Raw genomic sequence first — 19,238 nt, 5'->3', positions numbered from 1 at the left:
GGGCGCGTGCTCGAGGCCCTCGCTCCGTTCACAGCCAGCCGACCAGCGGCGCGAGCAGCAGGACGACCCACAGGAGGGTGCCCGCGGCGACGAGGGGGTTGATCGTCTCGGTCGGCGCGCGCGGGCTGACCGCGCCCGCCGCGAGGAGCCCGATCGCGACGACGACGCCGACCCGGTGGAGCACCACGTCGAGCGACAGCACCGTGACGCCGAGCGACTGGTAGTCGACGACGATGGCCGCCCCGATACCGAGGGCCGCGACCGCGAAGCTCCGGACCGGGTTCAGGTCTCGGCCGAACACGTGGGCGACCGCGGGGAGTCCGAGCGCCAGAACCGGGTACAGTACCGCGGCGATGACCTTCGGCGAGATGTCGACGAACCGGCGTTCGAGCGCGATCCCGCCGAACCTGACCGACAGGTACAGCCCGAACAGCGCCGCGAACAGGAGCGCGTACGACAGCCCGCGGACGACGAGCAGCGACCGCTCGCGGTCGAGCCACCCGCGCGCGAGCAGCCCGGAGACGAGCGCCCGCCTGACGGTCCCGACGGGGTCCGCCCGCACGCTCGTGGGGTCGACCCCCGCCTTTCCGGCTCCTCCGGAGCCGAACGCGAACGCGTCGTCCGCCCGCGCACCGCCGCGCCGGCGCCGCCGGGCCAGCGCCGCGGCGTCGCGGCCGGCGACCAGCCCCATCGCGGCGAGTCCCGACCCGAGGTTCGGCGCGCCGACCAGGCCGACGAAGTCGACGACCGTCGCCCAGCCGTCCGAGCCCAGCGCCCGGCGGTTACCCAGGTACATCCGCCAGACGGTGTCGACGGAGGGCTCGCCCATGAACTCGGCTTCGAGCCGGTCGCGGGTCTCGTCGGTCGCGTGGACGGTGTGGCGAAGCCGGAACCAGTCCCAGTGGTCGCTGTGGGCCTGGACGGCGACCCACTCGTCGGACTCGAAGGGCGACTCGTAGACCCGGAGGTGGTCGCGGGCGCCGAAGTAGTTCCCGTCGTGCAGCTGGTAGGTCTCGTCGATCCACCGCCCGCCCGGGTTGGGGTCGAGGTGACCGGTGAACGGCGCCGCGCGGTAGGGCCGACGCGTCTCGTTGGGGCCCGGCTCGGTCAGGACGTAGTTGTGGACGTAGAGATAGCGCGTCGCGCCCCGCGCCGAGCCCCACTCGACGACCGTGCCGTTGGTCGCGTCGACCACTACCTCGCCGGTGTCGGGCCCCACGTCCTCCCACTCGGCGGCCGTCTCGTTCCAGGTGGCGTCGCCCCGCTCTGTCAGGAAGTACCGGACGGTCTCGGCGTCGGCGTAGACGACGAGGTTGATGGCGAGGGTCCGCCCGCTGGCCGACCGTCGAGTGCTCGTGTACGGCCAGAAGACGTTCTCTCCGGGTCGGGGTTCGACCAGTTTCGCCGGCGTCGTCCCGACTCCGGGGTCGTCCGGTCCCGCCGCCGAGAGCACGAGCGATCCCGCGCCCGCGAGCAGCACGACGACGACGAGCAGGCCCAGCGCGGTTGACGTCGGTGGGGGCCACGACTGCTCCACGCGAGCGGTAGACGGTCGACGCGTTTACGCGTTCCGGGCGGTCGGTGGGGTCGGGTGGCGTAGGGACTCCCCGCCCGGGCACCGAGCGGTCCCGTCGGCGCTCACGACCGCCAGAAAGCCGGCGTCAGCAGCACGAGCACCGGAATGATCTCGATACGTCCGACCCACATCAGGACGATGAAGGCGACCTTCGTCGTCGCGGGGAACCAGGCGTAGTCCCCGTAGGGCCCGGCGTCGCCGAAGGCCGGACCGATGTTGAGGAACGTCGCCGCCGACGCCCCCATCGCCTCGAACTCGCCGACCTGCTCCCCGGCCCTCGCGGCGTCGGTGACAACGAACACGGTCAGGAGCACGAAGATGATGCCGCTCAGGAGGACGTAGGCGTACACGTCGCGGACGACATCCTCGTCGACGACTTCGCCGGTCAGCCGCACCGGCCGGATCGCGTCGGGGTGGATCTCACGGAACAGGTCTCGGCGGAACGATTTGACGACGACCAGCCAGCGCAGCGTCTTGATCGAACACGTCGTGCTCCCGGCCATCCCGCCGGAGAACATCGCGAGAAAGAGCATGTGCTTGGCCGCCGGCGACCAGCCGTTGAAGTCGACCGTCGCGTACCCCGTCGTCGTCAGGATCGACACGACCTGAAAGAGTGAGTGTCGGATCACCCGCTCGATCCGGGTGAACTCCCCCGAAGCGACCAGGAAGCCCGCGGTCAGCCCGGTCAGGCCGAGGACCACCGCGAGGTAGAAGCGGAACTCGTCGCTCTCGCCCAGCCGCGACGGGTTCCCCTGCGTCAGATGGTACAGCAACACGAAGTTCGTCGCGCCGAGGAACATGAAGGGGATCGTCGCCCACTGGACCGCCGGCGAGAACGCCCCCAGACTCTCCGCACGCGGCGAGAAGCCCGCCGTCGAGACCGCGGTGAAGGCGTGGGCAACCGCGTCGTAGAGCGTCACCTCCGGCCCGAGACCGACGGCGCCGATGGCAAGCCACGTCGCGACCATCAGCCCCGTCAGCCCCGCGTAGAGCCACCCGAGCAGGCGGGCGGTCGCCTCGATCGACGGGGTGAGCTTGTTCACGTCCTGGGTCTGGGACTCGGTCTCCATGAGCTGGGCGCCACCGATCGACAGCTGCGAGAGGACGGCCACCGCGATCACGAGGATGCCGAGCCCGCCCATCCACTGCAGCAGCGACCGCCAGAGGTGGACCGACCGGCCGTGGGCGTCGAAGTCGGAGACGACGGTCGCGCCCGTCGTCGTGATGCCGCTGGTCGACTCGAACAGCGCGTTGACGGGACTCGCGAGGCTCCCCTCGCCCGCGACCAGAAACGGGACGGCGCCGACGACGGCGATCGCCAGCCACGTCAGTGCGACCATCAGGAACCCCTCGCGGAGGCCCAGGTCGCCCCTGTCGAGCCGTTCGAGCGCGATCCCGGCCCCCAGCGTCAGGGCCGCGGTCGCCAGGAAGGGGACGAGCGGCTCGCCGTACCACAGCGCGACGAGCGCGGTCCCGACCAGCGGCGCCGTCAGCGCCTTCAGGACGGTGCCGACGAGGCTCAGACTGGTGGCCCAGTCGACCCTGAGTTCCCCGACGAGGCTCATCGCTCGCTCACAGCTTCTCGGTCACTTCGTCCAGTACCTCGGTGTCGACGAAGACGACGACGTGGTCGCCCTCGCGGACGATCGTATCACCACGGGGCGTGATGTGCTCGTCACCGCGCGTGATCGCGCCGATGACGACCCCCTCGGGGATGTCGGCGGCCACGTCGCGGATCGACCGGTCGACGAGGACGCTGTCGGCGTCGACCTCCAATTCGAGCACTTCGGCCCTGTCGCCCTCGATGATCGCGACGTTCTCCGCGCGCCGGGCGCGGGTGAACCGGGTGATCTCCTCGGCGGTCGCCTTCCGCGGGCTGACGGCCACGTCGACGCCGACCGCCTCGAACAGCTCGGTGAAATCGCCCGTGTTCACCACGGTGATCGCCCGGTCGGTGCCCTTCCGCTTGGCGAGCAGCGTCGCGAGCAGGTTCTGCTGGTCGTTCTCCAGGGCGGCGACGATCACGTCCGCCATCCCGACGTTCTCCCGGTCGAGCAGGTCCTGGTCGGTCGCGTCGCTGTTCAGCACGGTCGTACTCGGCAGCTTCTCGGCGAGCCACCGGGCGCGGTCCTCGTCCTGTTCGACGAGCCGCGGGGAGAACCCGCGCTCTTCGAGTAACCGCGCGGTCTGGTACCCGATCTCGCCGCCGCCGACGATGACCACGTCCTCGGGACCCCGCTCCTCGGGGGCGATCTCGGAGCTGAACGCGCGGATGCTCTCGGGGCTGCCGATGGCGACGACCTCGTCGCCGGCCTCGATCCGGGTGTCCCCGCGGGGGATCACCACCTCGTCGTCGCGGATGATCGCCGCGAACGTCAGCGAGTCGAAACGGTCGGCCTCGGCGACGGTCTGGTCGGCGACCGGGCTCTCGGCGGGAATCTCGAACTCCGTCATCTGGACGAGGCCGTCGGCGAACATGTCCACGTCTTGGGCCGTCGGGAGCCCGGCGAGTCCGACGATGGCCTCCGCGGTGAGCAGGTCCGAACAGACCATGAAGTCGACGCCGAAGGCCCCGCGGGCGCGCTGCCAGGCGGTGAGGTACTTGGGGCTCTTGACGCGAGCGATCGTGAACGCGTCGCTGACGACGTTCGCGGCGCCGCAGGCGACGATGTTGGTCTCGTCGTCGTCGGTGCTGGCGATCACCATGTCCGCGTCGGCCACGCCGGCCTCTTCGAGCGTGTCGATGTCGCTCCCGTCGCCCTCGATAGGGAGCACGTCCAGCGAGTAGGTCAGCGACTCGACGCGGTCGCTATCGATGTCGATCACGACCACGTCGTGGGACTGGGCGAGGCTCTCGGCGATCGTCGAGCCGACCTCGCCCGCGCCGACGATGACTACGCGCATTGACTGCCCTCCGCGTGCATGCACCCGGGTTTTCGCGGCGTGCGTAAGTGGATTTCCCTAGCGAGGCACGAGCGGAGCGAGCGCCTCGAAGAAGCGAACGACGACGGGGAAGCCGTGAGCAGCGCGGCCGACCCAGGGCGCTACGACCGCCAGTACGCCGGCGTCAGGATCACGAGCACCGAGAGGATCTCAAGGCGGCCGATCCACATCAGGAAGACCATGTACAGCTTCGCCGGGTCGGAGAACAGCTCGAAGTTGCCCATCGGTCCGACCGCACCGAAGCCCGGTCCGACGTTGCCCAGCGTCGCGATGGCGACGCTCATCGCTTCGAGTCCGGTGAGGTCCATCCGTTCGACGAACAGGCTGTCGACGTACAGCAGGACCGTCGAGACGACGAACAGCGTGAGGAAGATCATGATGAAGACGAACACGTCCCGGAGCGTCTCCTCCGCGACGGCGTCGTCGCCGACGCGGACGGGCTTGACCGCCTCCGGGTGGACCGAGGTGAACAACGAGCGGGCCATCGCCTTCCGGACGAGCACCCAGCGGACGATCTTGATCGACCCCGCGGCCGAGCCGGCGGACCCGCCCAGGAAGAAGGCAAAGAGGAGGACCGTCTGGGCGACGGGGTGCCAGTTGTTGAAGTCCATACTGGCGTACCCCGTGGTCGTCACGATGGCGGCGACCTGAAAGGTCGCCTGTCGGAGCGAGTTCTCCAGGTTCCCCGGGATGGTGCCGACGTTCGGGGAGGCCGACGCGATACCCAGCCCGGAGAACAGGAGCGCGGTGATTGCGGCGGTGACGAGACCCATCACGGCGAGGTACGAGCGGAACTCCGCGTTGTCGGTGAGCTTGCTGACCCGGCCGTCGAGCGCGTACCAGAACAGCGCGAAGTTGGTCCCCGCGACGACCATGAACGGGACGACCGCCCACTGGATCGCCGGCGAGAACGCCTCGACGCTGCGACCCTCCGGCGAGAATCCACCGGTCGGTAGCGTCGTGAGCGCGTGGGCAACGGCGTTGTAGACGCCCATGTTCGTGCCCAGCCCGACGGCGTCGAGGCCGAAGTACACCAGCGCCGCCAGGACGGTGAGTCCGACGTAGATCTTCCAGAGCGCGCGGGCGGTCTCCTGGATCCGGGGCGTGAGCTTCTCGATGGAGAGGCCGGGTGCCTCCTCGTTCATGATCTGGGCGCCACCGACGGAGAGCTCGGGGAGGATCGCGACCATGAGGACGAGGATGCCCATCCCGCCGAGCCACTGGGAGAGCTGGCGCCACATCAACAGTGCGTGGGAGTGACGTTCGAACGATATTTCCCCCATGACCGTGGACCCGGTGGTCGTGAACCCGCTCATCGACTCGAAGAGGGCGTTGACGGGGCCGGCCACGGTCCCGTTCCCGGCGACGAGGTAGGGGACCGTCCCGAGAATCGGGATCACGAGCCAGGAGAGGCTCACCAGCAGGAACGCCTCACGGTGCCCCAGGTCACCCCCCTCGGAGAGCTGTTCGAGGGCGAGGCCGACCGCGACCATGACCGCACTGGTCGCGACGAACGGGAGGACGCTCTCGCCGTAGTAGACGGCGACGAGTACGGGAAACAGCGGGGCGGCCGCCAGGTACTTGACGACCGTCCCGACCAGCGAGAGGCTGAGCCGATAGTCGACGTACCGATCGGTGGCCACCGCCATTGGACAACTGTCACCGTCCGAGCGGTAGCTGATGTGTGTTTCGGAACCGGTACGGCCAGCGGGGGCCGTTCGCGTTGGCTCCGCCGGCAGCCGTCGGACAAAGTGGTTAAGTTGGGTCGCTCGTAGGGAACGTGCATGCAACGGTTCGTCTCCCCCGGTAGCGCCGTCGCTTCGACCGCCGGAGCGGAACCGAACTGCCGCCGACTACCGGAGCGGCGCCGATGAGCGACCTGCTCGACCGCGTCGTCCTCCCGGTCGCAAGCGACGACGACGCCGAAGCCACCGCCCGAGCGCTCGACGGGCACGAGTTCGGGTCGGTGCTGGCCCTCCACGTGGTCGAGAAGGCCGGCGGCGCCCCCGACAAGGCCGGCGTCGAGCAGCGCGAGGAGGCCGCCGAGGAGGCGTTCGCGGTCCTCAAAGCGCACTTCGGGGACGACGTCGACCTGGAGACCGAGATCCGCTACGACACCGACGTGGCCGACGCCGTCTTCGCGGCGGCCGACGACTACGGCGCCACCGCGATCGTCATCACGCCGCGGGGGGGCAGCCGGTGGGTCCAGCTGCTGACCGGCGACGTGGCGCTGTCGCTGGTGACCGAGACCGACCGACCGGTCGTCGTGCTGCCCGACATCGAGCGGACGGCCGGGGACGAAGGAGGGGGCGACGGTGAGTGACGAGGACCTGGCCAAGGACCTGGGGCCGCTCGCGGCACTGACCATCGGCGTCGGGACGATGATCGGCGCCGGGATCTTCGTCCTCCCGGGTGTCGCCATCGAAAACGCCGGGAGTCTCGCTATCGCCGCGTTCGTCCTCGGCGGTGTCATCGCGCTGTTCACGGCGATGTCCGCCAGCGAACTCGGGACGGCGATGCCCCGCTCGGGCGGCGCGTACTTCTACGTCAACCACGCCCTGGGCCCGCTGTTCGGCTCGATCGCCGGCTGGGCGAACTGGCTCGGGCTCGCCTTCGCGAGCGCCTTCTACATGTACGGGTTCGGCGACTACATGAGCCAGATAATCGGGATCGAGGGCACGTTCGGCGTCGGCCCGGTCCAGATAACCGCGGTCAAGCTCATCGCGCTGGCCGGCGCCGCCTTCTTCACGATGGTCAACTACGTCGGCGCCAAGGAGACCGGCAAGCTCCAGAACGTCATCGTCGTCCTCCTCGTCGCCATCCTCACCGTCTTCACCATCTTCGGGTCGCTGCAGGCCGACCCCGCGAACCTCCCGTCGAGCGAGGGGTACGGGCCGATGATGGCTACGACGGGCCTGATCTTCGTCTCCTATCTGGGCTTCGTCCAGATCACGAGCGTCGCCGAGGAGATCAAGAACCCGGGGAAGAACCTCCCTCGGGCCGTCATCGGGAGCGTCCTCATCGTGACGACCATCTACGCGCTCGTCCTGCTCATCATGAGCGCGGCCGTCCCGAAGGGGTTCGTCGCCGAGGTGTCGCTCGCGGGGGAGACCGCCGTCGTCGAGGTGGGTCGCCAGATCCAGGGGACGATCATGGCCGGCGCGCTGCTGTTCGGCGGCCTGCTCGCGACCGCGTCGTCGGCCAACGCCTCGATCCTCGCCTCCTCGCGGATCAACTTCGCGATGGGCCGGGACAACATCGTCACGCCGAAGCTCAACGAGATCCACGACCGGTTCGCGACGCCGTACCGCGCCATCGGGATCACCGGGCTGCTCATCCTCGTCTTCATCGTCACCGCGGACCTCGAACTGCTCTCCTCTATCGGCTCGGCCCTGCACCTGATCATCTACGGGCTGCTCAACATCGCCCTCATTGTCATGCGGACGGCCGACCCCGACGAGTACCAGCCCGACTACACCGTCCCGCTGTACCCCATCGTCCCGATCCTCGGGACCGTCTCCTCGTTCGCGCTCCTGTATTTCATCGTCGACGCGGCGAAGATCATCAGCGCCGTCCTCGTCGTCGGCGCGATACTGTGGTACGTCTTCTACGCCCGGACGCGCACCGAGAAACAGGGCATCCTCTCGCAGTACATCCTCGAACGCTCCGACGAGATGCCCGAGCCCGCCGTCTCGGCCGCGGCCGGCGTCGCCCCCGACGGCGGCGACTACCGCGTGATGGTCCCGCTCGCCAACCCCGAACACGAGGAGGAACTGATCACGCTCGCCAGCGCGCTGGCGAAAGCCAAGGGCGGGACGGTCGTCGCCACGCATATCGTCACCGTCCCCGACCAGACGTCGCTGGCGAGCGCCCGCGACAGCGCCGACGACATCGACGCTACCTCCGAAGCACTGCTCGACCGCGCCCAGGCGAACGCCGAGACCTTCGGCGTCCCCGTCGAGACCCACACCATCCTCTCCCACCGCGGCTTCGAACAGATCTTCGACGCCGCCCGAACCCACGACGCCGACCAGGTCGTCATGGGCTGGGGGCCGGACGCCCACGGCTCGCCCGGTCGCGCCGAGTCGGCCTTCGACGAGATGGCCGGGGACCTCCCCGCCGACTTCCTCGTCCTGCGCGACCGCGGCCTCGACACCGAGCGCGTGCTCGTCCCCACCGCCGGCGGCCCCGACTCCGACCTGTCCGCCGAGATCGCCACGGTCCTCCGCCGGGAGTTCGGCTCGGAGGTGACGTTGCTGTACGTCGCCGACGAGGGCGAGAGCGCCGCTGGCGCGGACTTCCTCGCCGGCTGGGCCGGCGACCACGACCTCGGCGACGCGGACATGCGCGTCGAGACCGGCGACGTGGAGACCGCGATCGAAGCGGCGGCCGACGACGCCACGCTCGTGATCCTCGGCGCCAGCGAGCAGGGGCTGCTCCAGCGGCTCGTCGGCGGGTCGGTCGTCATGGACGTGGTCGAGGATGTCGACTGTTCGGTCCTCCTCGCCGAGAAGCGCACCGAGCGGTCGCTCCGGGAGCGCCTGTTCGGCTGACCGGCCGCGTTTTCCCCCGGGCCGAGGGCTATCGCCCCGTGAACACGCGGAGCGTCTCCTCGGCGAGACCAGTCCTGGAGAACAGCGTCACCGTCTCGCCGCCGGAGACGGCCGTCGTCCCGTCCGGTGTCACCCCGTCCTCGCCCTCGTCGCTGTCGAGCGACACGACGAGCACGTCCCGGTCCAGCAGCCCCTCGCTCGCCGCGTTCTCCAGCGTCTTCCCGACGATGGGCGCGTCCGCACCGACCTGAACCTCGACCACGTCCGCGTCCTCGCTGATGTCGGCGATGCCCGTCACCGGCTTCGCGGGATCGTCGCCGTCGGAGCCGAACGGCTCGTAGGGCTGGAAGTGCTCGCGGTGCAGCAGGTCCTCGTCGTCGATGTGAACCCCGATCGCGGCGATCTCGCGCGAGATGCGCCTGATGTCGGCCATGTCCCGTCCGACGACGGTCACGTGGAGGTCCTCGTCGCCGGTCATGATCTCCCGGACGTTGACAACGCCGGGGATGTCGAGCACCCGCTGAGCGAAGCGCTTGCGGTCGGTCGCCGACGCGGTACACAGGAACAGGTTCGTCAGCCGACCGCCGAGCTTCTCGTAGTCGATCTGGGCGTGGTACCCCTCGATCACGCCCTCCGCTTCGAGACGGCGGATCCGGTTCCGTATCGTCGCCGGGGAGACGTCGACCTCCGCCGCGATGTCCGGCGCCGACGTGTGTCGCGCCTCTTCCGCGAGCATGTAGACGATGCGCCTGTCGATCTCGTCGAACCGGTCTGTCATACTTATATCTACGACCGGATCGAAAATAAGCACCCCTGTTTCGTCCGCTTTCGTTACGATAGCGCCCGCTCCCCGCCGGTATCGGTCGGGACGGTGGCCGGAAAGCCCGAAAACGGCGGGACAGTGGTCCGCTACCCGGAGGAAACGAAAACTAAATTTCCGCTCGAAAAAACAATCGATTGCGTAATTATCGGAACGTATTTTACGCGACCAGTATAGCTAGCGAGATATGACCGAGTCCAGAGACGGCGAACGGGGCGTCACGTCGCACGCGCTCGTCCCCGTCGCCGACGAGTCGGACGCGCGGGCGACGGCCCGGGCTCTCGCGCGCCAGAGCCCCGACCGGGTGACCGTCGCGTACGTCGTCGAGAAGGGCGGCGGCGTGCCGGACAAGACCCCGGTCGAACAGAGCGAGGCCGTGGCGGACGCGGCGTTCGAGGCCTTCCGCGAGGAGTTCCCGTCGGCGGACGAGCGAGTGCTGTACGACTCCGACGTGGTAGGCGCGATCGTCCGGGCGGCCGACGAGGTCGACGCGTCGGCTATCGCCTTCCGTCCGCGGGGCGGGAACCGGCTGGTCCAGTTCCTGGCCGGCGACAAGACGCTCCGGCTCGTCACCGAGTCCGACCGACCGGTCGTGGCGCTCCCCGACCCCGAGACGGACGCCGAGATCGAGGAGGTCACGCCGGAGGACCCGACCGAGCCGGGGGACGAGTCGGAATGAGCGGCGAGGAGGAACTCGCGAAGGACCTGGGCCTGCTCTCGGCGATGACGATCGGGATCGGGACGATGATCGGCGCCGGGATCTTCGTCCTCCCGGGCGTCGCCGCCCAGCAGGCGGGTCCGGTCGTCGTCGCGTCCTTCCTCGTCGGCGGCGTCGTCGCGATGATAAACGCCTTCTCCGTGTCGGAACTCGGGACGGCGATGCCCAAGGCGGGCGGCGGCTACTACTACATCAACCGCTCGCTGGGCCCGCTGTTCGGTTCGATCGCCGGAATGGGCGACTGGATGGGCTTGGCCTTCGCCTCGGCCTTCTACTGTATCGGGTTCGGCCAGTACCTCACCACGCTGGCCCCGGTCCCCGGCTTCCTGTTTCTCGCGGACATCCAGGTCGGCGCGCTGATAGCCGGCGTCGTCTTCGTCGGTGTCAACTACGTCGGCGCCAAGGAGACCGGCGGTATCCAGACGGTGATCGTCCTCACCCTCCTGTCGATCCTGAGCGTCTTCGCCGTGTTCGGCTGGCTGTCCTTCGACTACGCCGTCCTCGTCGGCGACGGGGGTCTCACCCCGATGGGCTACGGCGCGATCCTCCCGGGGACCGCGGTCGTGTTCGTCTCCTTCCTCGGCTACGCCAAGATCGCGACCGTCGCGGAGGAACTGAAGAACCCCGGCAGGAATCTCCCGATCGCCGTCATCGGGAGCGTCGCGCTCGTGACCGTCGTCTACGGGATCCTCGTGACGATCATGCTGGGGGTCGTCCCGTGGCCCGACCTGAGCCGGGACGCCCCCGTCGCTCAGGTGACGAGGATCGCGTTCCCCGGCGGGTTGACCGGCATTTCGGTGACGGTCGTAACGCTCGCGGCGCTGCTGGCGACCGCGTCGTCGGCCAACGCGAGCATCCTCGCCTCGGCGCGGATCAACTTCGCGATGGGCCGGGACGGGATCGTCACCGACTGGCTCAACGACATCCACCCATCCTTCGCCACGCCCTACCGGTCGATTTTCGTCACGGGCGCGGTGATCATCGTGTTCATCGCCGCACTGGGCCAGCAGCTCGAAGTGCTCGCGAAGGCCGCGAGCGTCCTCCACCTCATCGTCTACGCGCTGATCAACGTCGGACTCATCGTGTTCCGCGAAGCCGACGTCGAGGAGTACGACCCCGACTTCACGGTGCCGTTCTACCCCGTGACGCCGATCGTCGGGGCCGTCGCGTCGCTGGCGCTCGTGACGTTCATGGACCCGATCGAGATCGGTCTCTCGATGGCGTTCGTCGCGACCGCCGTGGTCTGGTACCTCGTCTACGCCCGCCGGCACACGGTCTACGAGGGGGCGCTCGGCGAGTTCGTGACAGAACACTCCGAGGAGATGCCCGACATCGCGGTTTCGGCGGCGGAGACGGTCGCACCGGACGGCGGCGATTACCGCGTGATGGTCCCGCTCGCCAACCCCGAACACGAACAGGAACTCATCACGCTCGCGAGCGCGCTGGCCAAGGCCAAGGGCGGGACGGTCGTCGCAACGCACATCGTCACCGTCCCCGACCAGACATCGCTGTCGAGCGCCCGCGACCGCGCCGACGACATCGACGCTACCTCCGAAGCACTGCTCGACCGCGCCCGGGCGAACGCCGAGACCTTCGGCGTCCCCGTCGAGACCCACACCATCCTCTCCCACCGCGGCTTCGAGGAGATCTTCGACGCCGCGCGCACCCACGACGCCGACCAGGTCGTCATGGGCTGGGGACCGGACGCCCACGGCTCGCCCGGCCGCGCCGAGTCCGCTATCGACGAGATGACCGGCGACCCGCCCTGTGACTTCCTCGTCCTGCGCGACCGCGGCCTCGACACCGAGCGCGTGCTCGTCCCCACCGCCGGCGGCCCCGACTCCGATCTCTCCGCCGAGATCGCGACGGTTCTCCGCCGGGAGTTCGGCTCGGAAGTCAGCCTGCTGTACGTCGCCGACGAGGGCGAGAGCGCCGAAGGTGCGGACTTCCTCGCCGGCTGGGCCGGCGACCACGACCTCGGCGACGCCGACCTCCACGTCGAAACCGGCGACGTGGAGACCGCGATCGAAGCGGCGGCCGACGACGCCACGCTCGTGATCCTCGGCGCCAGCGAGCGGGGGCTACTCCAGCGGCTCGTCGGCGGGTCGGTCGTCATGGACGTCGTCGACGACGTGGACTGTTCGGTCCTCCTCGCCGAGAAGAAACACGAGCGGTCGCTGCGCGAACGGCTGTTCGGCAATCAGTAGTCCTCGATCGACCGCTGGTTCGGCCCGCGCCGCTCACTCTCCGGGACGTTCGTCGCCACGATCTCGTCGACTTCGCCGCGGGCGCTCGCGTCGCTGTTTATCGCCCGCGTGGCGCCCTCCCGCTCGACGGAAAAGCCCGCCTCGTCGTAGCGGTCGTACGTGACGCCGCTGTTCGAGAGCACGACCCACGCCCCTCGCTCGTCGAGTTCGACCGCTACCTCGAGCAGCCGCTCCTGATCGTCGCGGTCGAAGCCCGCGGCGCTGTACTGGTTGTAGTCAGTTGAACGTGACACAAATCGTTATAACAGCGGCGTTCTAACTGGTTAGTATCGATGACTAACTGGGAACGGGTTGCGTTGCGAGTTCAGGCGAATAAGCTCAGAAAGTGGGATGCTGTCTGTACACCGTTCGACCCCGACCTCGGCGACGACGAATTCCCAAATTCGTTTCCTCACTTGTACGATGACCGTTCGAAGTTGATTCGTGAGGCGGTTGAAGAACTGATTTCCCGAGAGACAGGTGAGTTAGATTCGTCATCTGGCGAAGTGACTGCGGATACGTCGGCAGTAGAAGAGAAGGTCGAACTCGTGCGTGAAGATACGAGAGAAATTCTCGATGTAGTGGAAGCGGTGCAGGCTCACCAAGACGAAGTGTATAGTCGGGCCGTCGGGACAGGCGAGTCCATCACGACTGAGTTGTATGAGATTATCCCGACTTTCGATGATATGGACGAAGCAGTACAAGGAATCTACCGAGCTATCGATACTACTGAGAAGTTTCAGAATCCTGTTGACGGTCGAGGTCGCTCGTGGGGTTATTGGCTCGATATCGTGTTGGAGTTCCCGAATAAGTCGCAGGGTGAAGTATTGGATGCACTTAGAGAGTTAGAGCGAGATGTAGAGTCCGTCGTGAGAATCGACCACAAAGGGTACTTCTTCTTCGTGGAGGTGGAAGATGAGTAACGATAAACCGTCGTTCGAGGAGTTGAGAGATGCGTATATTGCGTCGAAGCGTGGGAAAGGCAAAGCCAAGAAAACGTTTAACGGTTACAAGTACAGCCTTCAACGGTTCGAACGGTTCTTAGATGAGTTTGATTTAGAGTATACGGATATCGACGCTGAGACGGATATCGCTCCAGATTTTGATGGTGTTATAGATGAGACGATAGACCAAGAAATCGTCACAGTCGAACGCTCTGACAACAATATACTCGACTATTTTATTATGTGGATGCTTCACGACGAAGAGTATGCTAAGTCCACCGTCCAGACGACATACAATTATGTACAGCCGTTTATCAAATTCCTTCGCTCAGAAGGGTACGTCGAGTATGATGCGGCTGACGAGACCTCGGTAACGGATTATGTCAAACACGGCACCACAGCGCAGAAAGAGAAGTGGGGTGATGATTATGTTGCAGTTTCTCCCGAGCAGTTCGAGGCGATGTACCAGAACGCTCCCGCTCCGAAATTTCGGAATCGCCTGATACTATCTATCTTGTATTCGTGTGGGATTCGTCGTGCTGAGATTTGTGCGCTCCAGATGGGTGATGTGGACTTAGACGACCGCCGTCTCGAAATACCACCTGTGAAGACAGAGACTGGTCGGAGGGTGTGGTTCAGCGAGAAAGTGAAGACGAATCTCGAAATCTGGATGAAAGCGAAGCGTGAGGCGTACTATAACTCTGACTCGGACTATCTCTTCGTGACGAACGATTCACGCTCGAACGGCGGCATCTCTCCGAAGCGGGTCTCGAAGATAGTTCGCCAAGCCGCTGACCATCTCGAAGACCAGGAGGTTATCGAAACCCAGAGTGGCCAAGAACGAGCCAAGTATACTACACACTCACTCCGTCACGGGTTCGCCGAAGAATTTATCCAATCGACTGGCGAGTCGGGAATCTACGAGCTAAAGGAAATCCTTGGCCACCACAGCGTGTCGGTGACAGAGATTTACACTTCGGGAGATAAGGACGAATTCTTGCGGTCGCAGATGCAACGGCACGGCCCTCAGTTATAGCTAAAGTGTCCGACAGCTGGCAGCTACTATATTCTCGCCCTGTGTATATTCAGATGTGACGGATGATTCAGATACTCCAGACCCAAGTGCAACTGACGGGGAGGAGACGGACGAGGATGAATCGACTGAAAACAATCGCACACGAGTCAAACTACAATCGCACGGTCTTGAAGTCGAAGTCGAAAGCCAAGATGCTTCCTTCGATGAAGTTGCTGAGTTTGCTTCTGACCAGCATCAAAAGATTCGTCGGGACGCTTTAATCGGCGAGTACCAGCAACTCGAAGAGCGAAACCTGCACTCGGCGCTACTCGGAGGTGACAGATGAGCGTGCGCTTAGTGAATAATCACGGCTTGCTTAGTCTGCCACTCATCTTTGTTCTGAACATCGCTGTCACGGTGGCGGCGGTGATGTTAGTTCACATCAACGAGGTCGTCGCTGGCCTGTTGCTGTTCGGCTATTCGTTTTATCTCTTACTGCAGACCAAACTGATAGTGGTGTTTGTCGTCGTCGGACTCGTAGGCGGGATGATAGTTTCGGGATACACTCCCGAAATATCGCAGGGACTCGTCCTGCACTCCATCGGCGTTCTGGCTGTGAGTAGTATCGTGGCGCACGGGCTGGCGGTCGGCTTTACGGCGGTGACTGGAATATGAGACGGAGAACGTACCTTCGGTCAGTAAGCGGTATCGCACTCACGCCCACACTCTCACTCGCACACACGGACACGGACGGACGCCTGACACCCGAACAATACAGGCGGCGAGTACCCGAGTCAATCGCAGGGTTTGAAGTGGAACATAAGGGATTCGAGTCAGAAGTGAGCGGCACACACATCACTTCGCTCTACTCTAACTATCCACTGCACCCGTCTATCAGATACACTGAGATTCCACCAGACACAGAAGGTGGGTCGCAGATTATAGCCACTTTTGGTATGCTACGATATGGCGTTGATTCAGTCGCAGAGGCAGTCAATCTCTTACAACGATTTGTATCCCGAGTTGACTATCATAGCTACAGAGATTGGTCTGTGGACGGTAACAGGTATATCTACGATGTTTACACGGTCGAAGATTGGACGATAACCGTGCAGAATAGACTCGGGACTGAGTATCTATCAAATATCGCCATCATCGACGGTGAGCGGGTCGATTTCGAAGATTACCGTGAGCGTCACCAAGTCGTGAAGCAACTGCTTCGGAGGAAACTATGAATAGACGCAACTACATCAAGACGGTCGGCGGTATCGCTCTTACAACACAGGCTGGCGTCCCACTCGGTAAAACGGCTGAGAAAGTCCGTGGAGCGGCTGATGAACAAGATGAGGTAGGGGAAGACGAACTCACGGAAGCGGAGAAAACCCCTGTATACTACACTATCGATATCCCCGCTATCGACCAGCAGATACTGCACGTCTCGATTCACGCTGATATGCTCGAAGACCTGAACCTCCTGCGAACGAAGTCAGAATCGTACACGGTTGGGATTAATCTCTCCTACCACGAGCCGTCCGATGCCCCGTGGGAGGTCTTTAATTTCTCAGTCCAAGACGAATATCTCGATGAAGTCGTACTTGGTGAGGTTGGCGACGAATCTATCACAGCGAATCGCTGGGCACAATTGGAGAAGGAAAAGATTGCTCTCCTAACTACAGGCACGGGTACGCACGGATACCTGGGCGTGGTCGGGGACGGCGAAACAGTTGAAATTGAAGCACCTGAGAATTCTTGGGAGTGGCCGTCGGTTGAGTACGAGCGTGTGCGGGTAGAAACGACTGACCAGAGCGAAATTGAAGTCACAAGTGAGGGCGACAATATCGTTGTCTTTGAGATGGATATCGCTCACCTTTGCAGTCCGCATAGTGTCCCGTAGCAGTACAAGCGACAAGCACCAGCTCTTATATCGTATTTTATCAGGAGAAATTATTAAACGTTTGAGATATAAATAATATTATATGTTCTCACGAACTGTACAGATTATAGGTATTGTTTTTGTAATTGTTAGCATCGGGTATCTGGGATACTCTTATGTAGACCACCAGGACCAGCTCGCCGAACAACAAGATAGAATCGGTGAACTCGAAGAGCGAACTGATAAATTACAACAAGAGAACGAGCGATTAGATACAGATATCGAGTCGCAAACCATCCAAGATTATACGTTCGACTCGAAGAGTTACGCTCTCCAAGAAGAGCCAAATATATGGTTTTCCCACTGTGAATCTTTCCGAGATTATTCTAGTGATGATAGTGAAGAGAACGCTTCAACGTGGCAGTGTTACCTTGAAATCGAGCAACAAGATAGTTATCAAAGAGTGTGGGTTCTTCGAAATAACCAACAAGAATATTCAGGAATACCTGAATATGAAGAGTGGTGGGATTCTTCTGATATGTCTGATGGAGACTTTCCTTTGTCGTGGAATCGAGTAGACCAAAACGAAACAGTCGTTATTCAAACTGAACATCACTATTACGTCTATGATGTTGTACGAAATTCTGAAATCAATAGTACTTATAAAAGTGAACCTCCACGAGCGTTAGGACTTGAGTTAGTTGATAGAAAGTACAAACAATTCTGGGGGAGTAATCCGTATAACGCTTAGAGAGCACAGGCTAGCTACGGAGGTGTTGAGAAGCCTTCTACTCCGTGTTTTCAAGCAGAACAGAGTTATTACTGTCCGAATTCGGTAAGTAGAGCGTCTAACAATCGAACGGGCACGGCGGAGAACCCGCCAGAAAGTCTTAACCAACAGATGTTACTCTGAGCGTTCGAGTGTTGGTTAAGAGTTAGAGAAAAGATGTGAATCAGTCAGCAGGCTGTGCTTGCGGTTCAGCAGAGAGTTGAACGGTCTCCCGAACCATCCGCTCGATAGTCGGGATAACATCGAGCAGTCCGTCACCGTCTTCAAAATCAACGATGACTGTATCTCGATAATTCTCTGATGCTCGCCCTTGCACTTGTGGTGGGTTGAACGCCTCGCCTTTCTCTTCAACTGTCTCCTTGTCCCATCGTTGGATGACTTCGATTCCTTGGATGCTGCGCTTGTGACGTTGCTTGTCCATCTCATCTTCATCGTACACGCAACGCAGGAGGATGTACATATCGTGGAGGCCGTCTGGGAGGTCGGTCGGGACGATGAGGTCTCGCTTGTTATCGTCAATCTCTGTTCGAGTCTTCACATCAATCTCGACTCCTTCGACGTTGAAGTCGCACTCAGTCTTGCCGCCGAGATGTTCGAACGCAAAATTAGTCTGTTCTTCAAGAAATCGAGCGAACGCCAACTCACCGAGTTCACCAGCGAGCCTGTCGAACTCTCGCTCAGATGGGGAGCGGTCGTAATCTTCAGCGTTCGAAATTCCGTCTGTCTGTGCTTCACTTCGTAAGTCTTCTGTCACCGCAGAAAGCATATACCAATATAATTATATGAATCCCTTAAGGTGCTCCTGTGTACCAAACCACACCCACGCACGGGCGCACCCAAAGTATAACTACAACAACATATTTAGACTTCGAGAATATATTTACAGTTGTTCAGTTATGAAATTAGAACAATTACTTTCTCGTGTAGAATCGGACGCAGGCAAACTCATCGTGATGTATCTCCGCCGAGCTGGAACCGCAACCGTAGACCAACTCTCATCTCAGTTTGGGTGGACGAAGATGAAGACGTACAACATCATCTCGTCGCTTAGGGAGATGGAGATTGTCGCACCGCTCGCAGAATCATCTAAGGAACGATACGCTCTGAAACGGGTTGAATTATGAAACCATGCACGGTCAAGGACACAAAGGAATCGCCCTCTTGCTCTACTCGCCGATAACCTACATCCTGCTTGAAGCGGGACGCCCAATCTTAGCCATCGGTGGGTTGGTGACAATCTTGTTTCTCTCGATGCTCCCAGACAAAGATATGGTGATTGCTCTCCTCCCGCATCGAGGACCAACGCACACAATTTGGTTTGCGGTCTTGGTTGGGCTTGGACTCGCAGGTCTCGGGGTTGGGATTCAATACGGACTCGATGAGATTGGAGTTGTTGCGGTTGCGGTTCCCGTGGCGTTCCTGTTCTTCGTCGGCTTCTGTTCGGTGCTGTTCCACATCGTCGGTGATAGTATGACTCCTTCAGGGGTGCGCCCGTACAAACCAATTAGCTCGCACAAGCACGCACTCGGCCTAACAAAGAGCGGCTCGTTCATCGGTAACTGGGCGTTCTATCTGCTCGGTCTCGTGGCGAACGGAGTTGCAGTTGCGATTGCTCTCCAACAACACTTCCTAGTGTAAACCCCGACCCCCACCTGTCAGCACATAGGCGCTATTCACTGTACACAGGCGACAATATATTGTCCGCTGTATACAGATTCGAGAAGAGAATTAGGCTGATGTGACGGCGAAAATTTGGTTGT

The 19,238-nt window shown here is 62.7% G+C and carries 17 protein-coding genes and 1 pseudogene; 11 read left to right on the top strand and 7 right to left on the bottom strand.

Translation table 11 applies throughout. The features are described from left to right. Positions 1-28: 28 nt before the first annotated feature. From HZS55_RS13090 to HZS55_RS13075, 4 genes are all read right to left on the bottom strand, one after another. Positions 29-1,537: a hypothetical protein gene (locus HZS55_RS13090; protein WP_179908105.1), complete on the bottom strand. Its 1,509-nt coding sequence runs from the start codon at positions 1,535-1,537 to the stop codon at positions 29-31. Positions 1,538-1,638: 101 nt separating this feature from the next. After that, positions 1,639-3,141, bottom strand: a complete 1,503-nt coding sequence (locus HZS55_RS13085; protein WP_179908104.1) for a TrkH family potassium uptake protein — start codon at positions 3,139-3,141, stop codon at positions 1,639-1,641. Between the two features lie 7 nt (positions 3,142-3,148). Continuing rightward, a complete protein-coding gene (gene trkA, locus HZS55_RS13080) occupies positions 3,149-4,480 on the bottom strand; it encodes a Trk system potassium transporter TrkA (RefSeq protein WP_179908103.1) in 1,332 nt (443 codons plus the stop codon). A gap of 140 nt (positions 4,481-4,620) precedes the next feature. Then, on the bottom strand, positions 4,621-6,168 hold the full coding sequence (locus HZS55_RS13075) for a TrkH family potassium uptake protein (protein ID WP_179908102.1): 1,548 nt from the start codon (positions 6,166-6,168) through the stop codon (positions 4,621-4,623). Positions 6,169-6,389: 221 nt separating this feature from the next. On the opposite strand from HZS55_RS13075, the gene HZS55_RS13070 reads away from it, so the two are divergent. Together HZS55_RS13070 and HZS55_RS13065 are read left to right on the top strand one after the other, a co-directional pair. Beyond that, the gene (locus tag HZS55_RS13070; protein WP_179908101.1) at positions 6,390-6,842 is read left to right on the top strand and encodes a universal stress protein; all 453 of its coding nucleotides are present in this window, start codon (positions 6,390-6,392) and stop codon (positions 6,840-6,842) included. Beyond that, a complete protein-coding gene (locus tag HZS55_RS13065; protein WP_179908100.1) occupies positions 6,835-9,072 on the top strand; it encodes an amino acid permease in 2,238 nt (745 codons plus the stop codon). The genes HZS55_RS13070 and HZS55_RS13065 overlap by 8 nt, the downstream gene beginning before the upstream one ends. A 28-nt stretch (positions 9,073-9,100) precedes the next feature. Here HZS55_RS13065 and HZS55_RS13060 read toward each other — a convergent pair whose 3' ends face one another. Beyond that, complete coding sequence (locus HZS55_RS13060; protein WP_179908099.1) at positions 9,101-9,850, bottom strand: Lrp/AsnC family transcriptional regulator; 750 nt, start codon at positions 9,848-9,850, stop codon at positions 9,101-9,103. A gap of 229 nt (positions 9,851-10,079) precedes the next feature. On the opposite strand from HZS55_RS13060, the gene HZS55_RS13055 reads away from it, so the two are divergent. Both HZS55_RS13055 and HZS55_RS13050 read left to right on the top strand, forming a co-directional pair. Next, a complete protein-coding gene (locus HZS55_RS13055) occupies positions 10,080-10,571 on the top strand; it encodes a universal stress protein (RefSeq protein WP_179908098.1) in 492 nt (163 codons plus the stop codon). Continuing rightward, on the top strand, positions 10,568-12,817 hold the full coding sequence (locus HZS55_RS13050; protein ID WP_179908097.1) for an amino acid permease: 2,250 nt from the start codon (positions 10,568-10,570) through the stop codon (positions 12,815-12,817). The genes HZS55_RS13055 and HZS55_RS13050 overlap by 4 nt, the downstream gene beginning before the upstream one ends. Here the strand turns inward: HZS55_RS13050 and HZS55_RS13045 are convergent. Next, positions 12,811-13,089, bottom strand: a pseudogene (locus HZS55_RS13045) (DNA adenine methylase); the annotation flags it as partial. The gene HZS55_RS13050 and the pseudogene HZS55_RS13045 sit on opposite strands and share 7 nt — an antisense overlap. Positions 13,090-13,149: 60 nt before the next feature. Between HZS55_RS13045 and HZS55_RS13040 the strand changes: the two are divergent. The 6 genes from HZS55_RS13040 (at position 13,150) to HZS55_RS13015 (ending at position 17,439) form a co-directional block, all read left to right on the top strand. After that, entirely contained in the window at positions 13,150-13,779 is a 630-nt protein-coding gene (locus HZS55_RS13040; protein WP_179908096.1) for a hypothetical protein, read from the top strand. Next, positions 13,772-14,836 carry a tyrosine-type recombinase/integrase gene (locus HZS55_RS13035; protein WP_179908095.1) on the top strand — a complete coding sequence of 355 codons (1,065 nt, stop codon included), beginning with the start codon at positions 13,772-13,774 and terminating at the stop codon, positions 14,834-14,836. The genes HZS55_RS13040 and HZS55_RS13035 overlap by 8 nt, the downstream gene beginning before the upstream one ends. 55 nt (positions 14,837-14,891) lie before the next feature. Beyond that, positions 14,892-15,161, top strand: coding sequence for a hypothetical protein (locus HZS55_RS13030; protein ID WP_179908094.1), 270 nt, complete (start codon positions 14,892-14,894; stop codon positions 15,159-15,161). Further along, positions 15,158-15,490 (top strand): hypothetical protein, encoded by a 333-nt coding sequence (locus HZS55_RS13025; RefSeq protein WP_179908093.1) that lies wholly within the window; start codon positions 15,158-15,160, stop codon positions 15,488-15,490. The genes HZS55_RS13030 and HZS55_RS13025 overlap by 4 nt, the downstream gene beginning before the upstream one ends. Positions 15,491-16,046: 556 nt before the next feature. Then, on the top strand, positions 16,047-16,709 hold the full coding sequence (locus HZS55_RS13020; RefSeq protein ID WP_179908092.1) for a hypothetical protein: 663 nt from the start codon (positions 16,047-16,049) through the stop codon (positions 16,707-16,709). An 82-nt stretch (positions 16,710-16,791) separates the two neighbouring features. Beyond that, positions 16,792-17,439 (top strand): hypothetical protein, encoded by a 648-nt coding sequence (locus tag HZS55_RS13015; RefSeq protein ID WP_179908091.1) that lies wholly within the window; start codon positions 16,792-16,794, stop codon positions 17,437-17,439. A gap of 202 nt (positions 17,440-17,641) precedes the next feature. Here the strand turns inward: HZS55_RS13015 and HZS55_RS13010 are convergent, their stop codons facing one another. Continuing rightward, a complete protein-coding gene (locus tag HZS55_RS13010; RefSeq protein WP_179908090.1) occupies positions 17,642-18,244 on the bottom strand; it encodes a hypothetical protein in 603 nt (200 codons plus the stop codon). Positions 18,245-18,606: 362 nt separating this feature from the next. On the opposite strand from HZS55_RS13010, the gene HZS55_RS13005 reads away from it, so the two are divergent. After that, a complete protein-coding gene (locus HZS55_RS13005) occupies positions 18,607-19,116 on the top strand; it encodes a metal-dependent hydrolase (RefSeq protein ID WP_179908089.1) in 510 nt (169 codons plus the stop codon). Positions 19,117-19,238: the final 122 nt, after the last annotated feature.

Origin of the sequence: Halosimplex rubrum, from assembly GCF_013415885.1 — an archaeon.
GTDB lineage: Archaea > Halobacteriota > Halobacteria > Halobacteriales > Haloarculaceae > Halosimplex > Halosimplex rubrum.
This window is presented reverse-complemented; position numbering and strand designations above follow the sequence as displayed.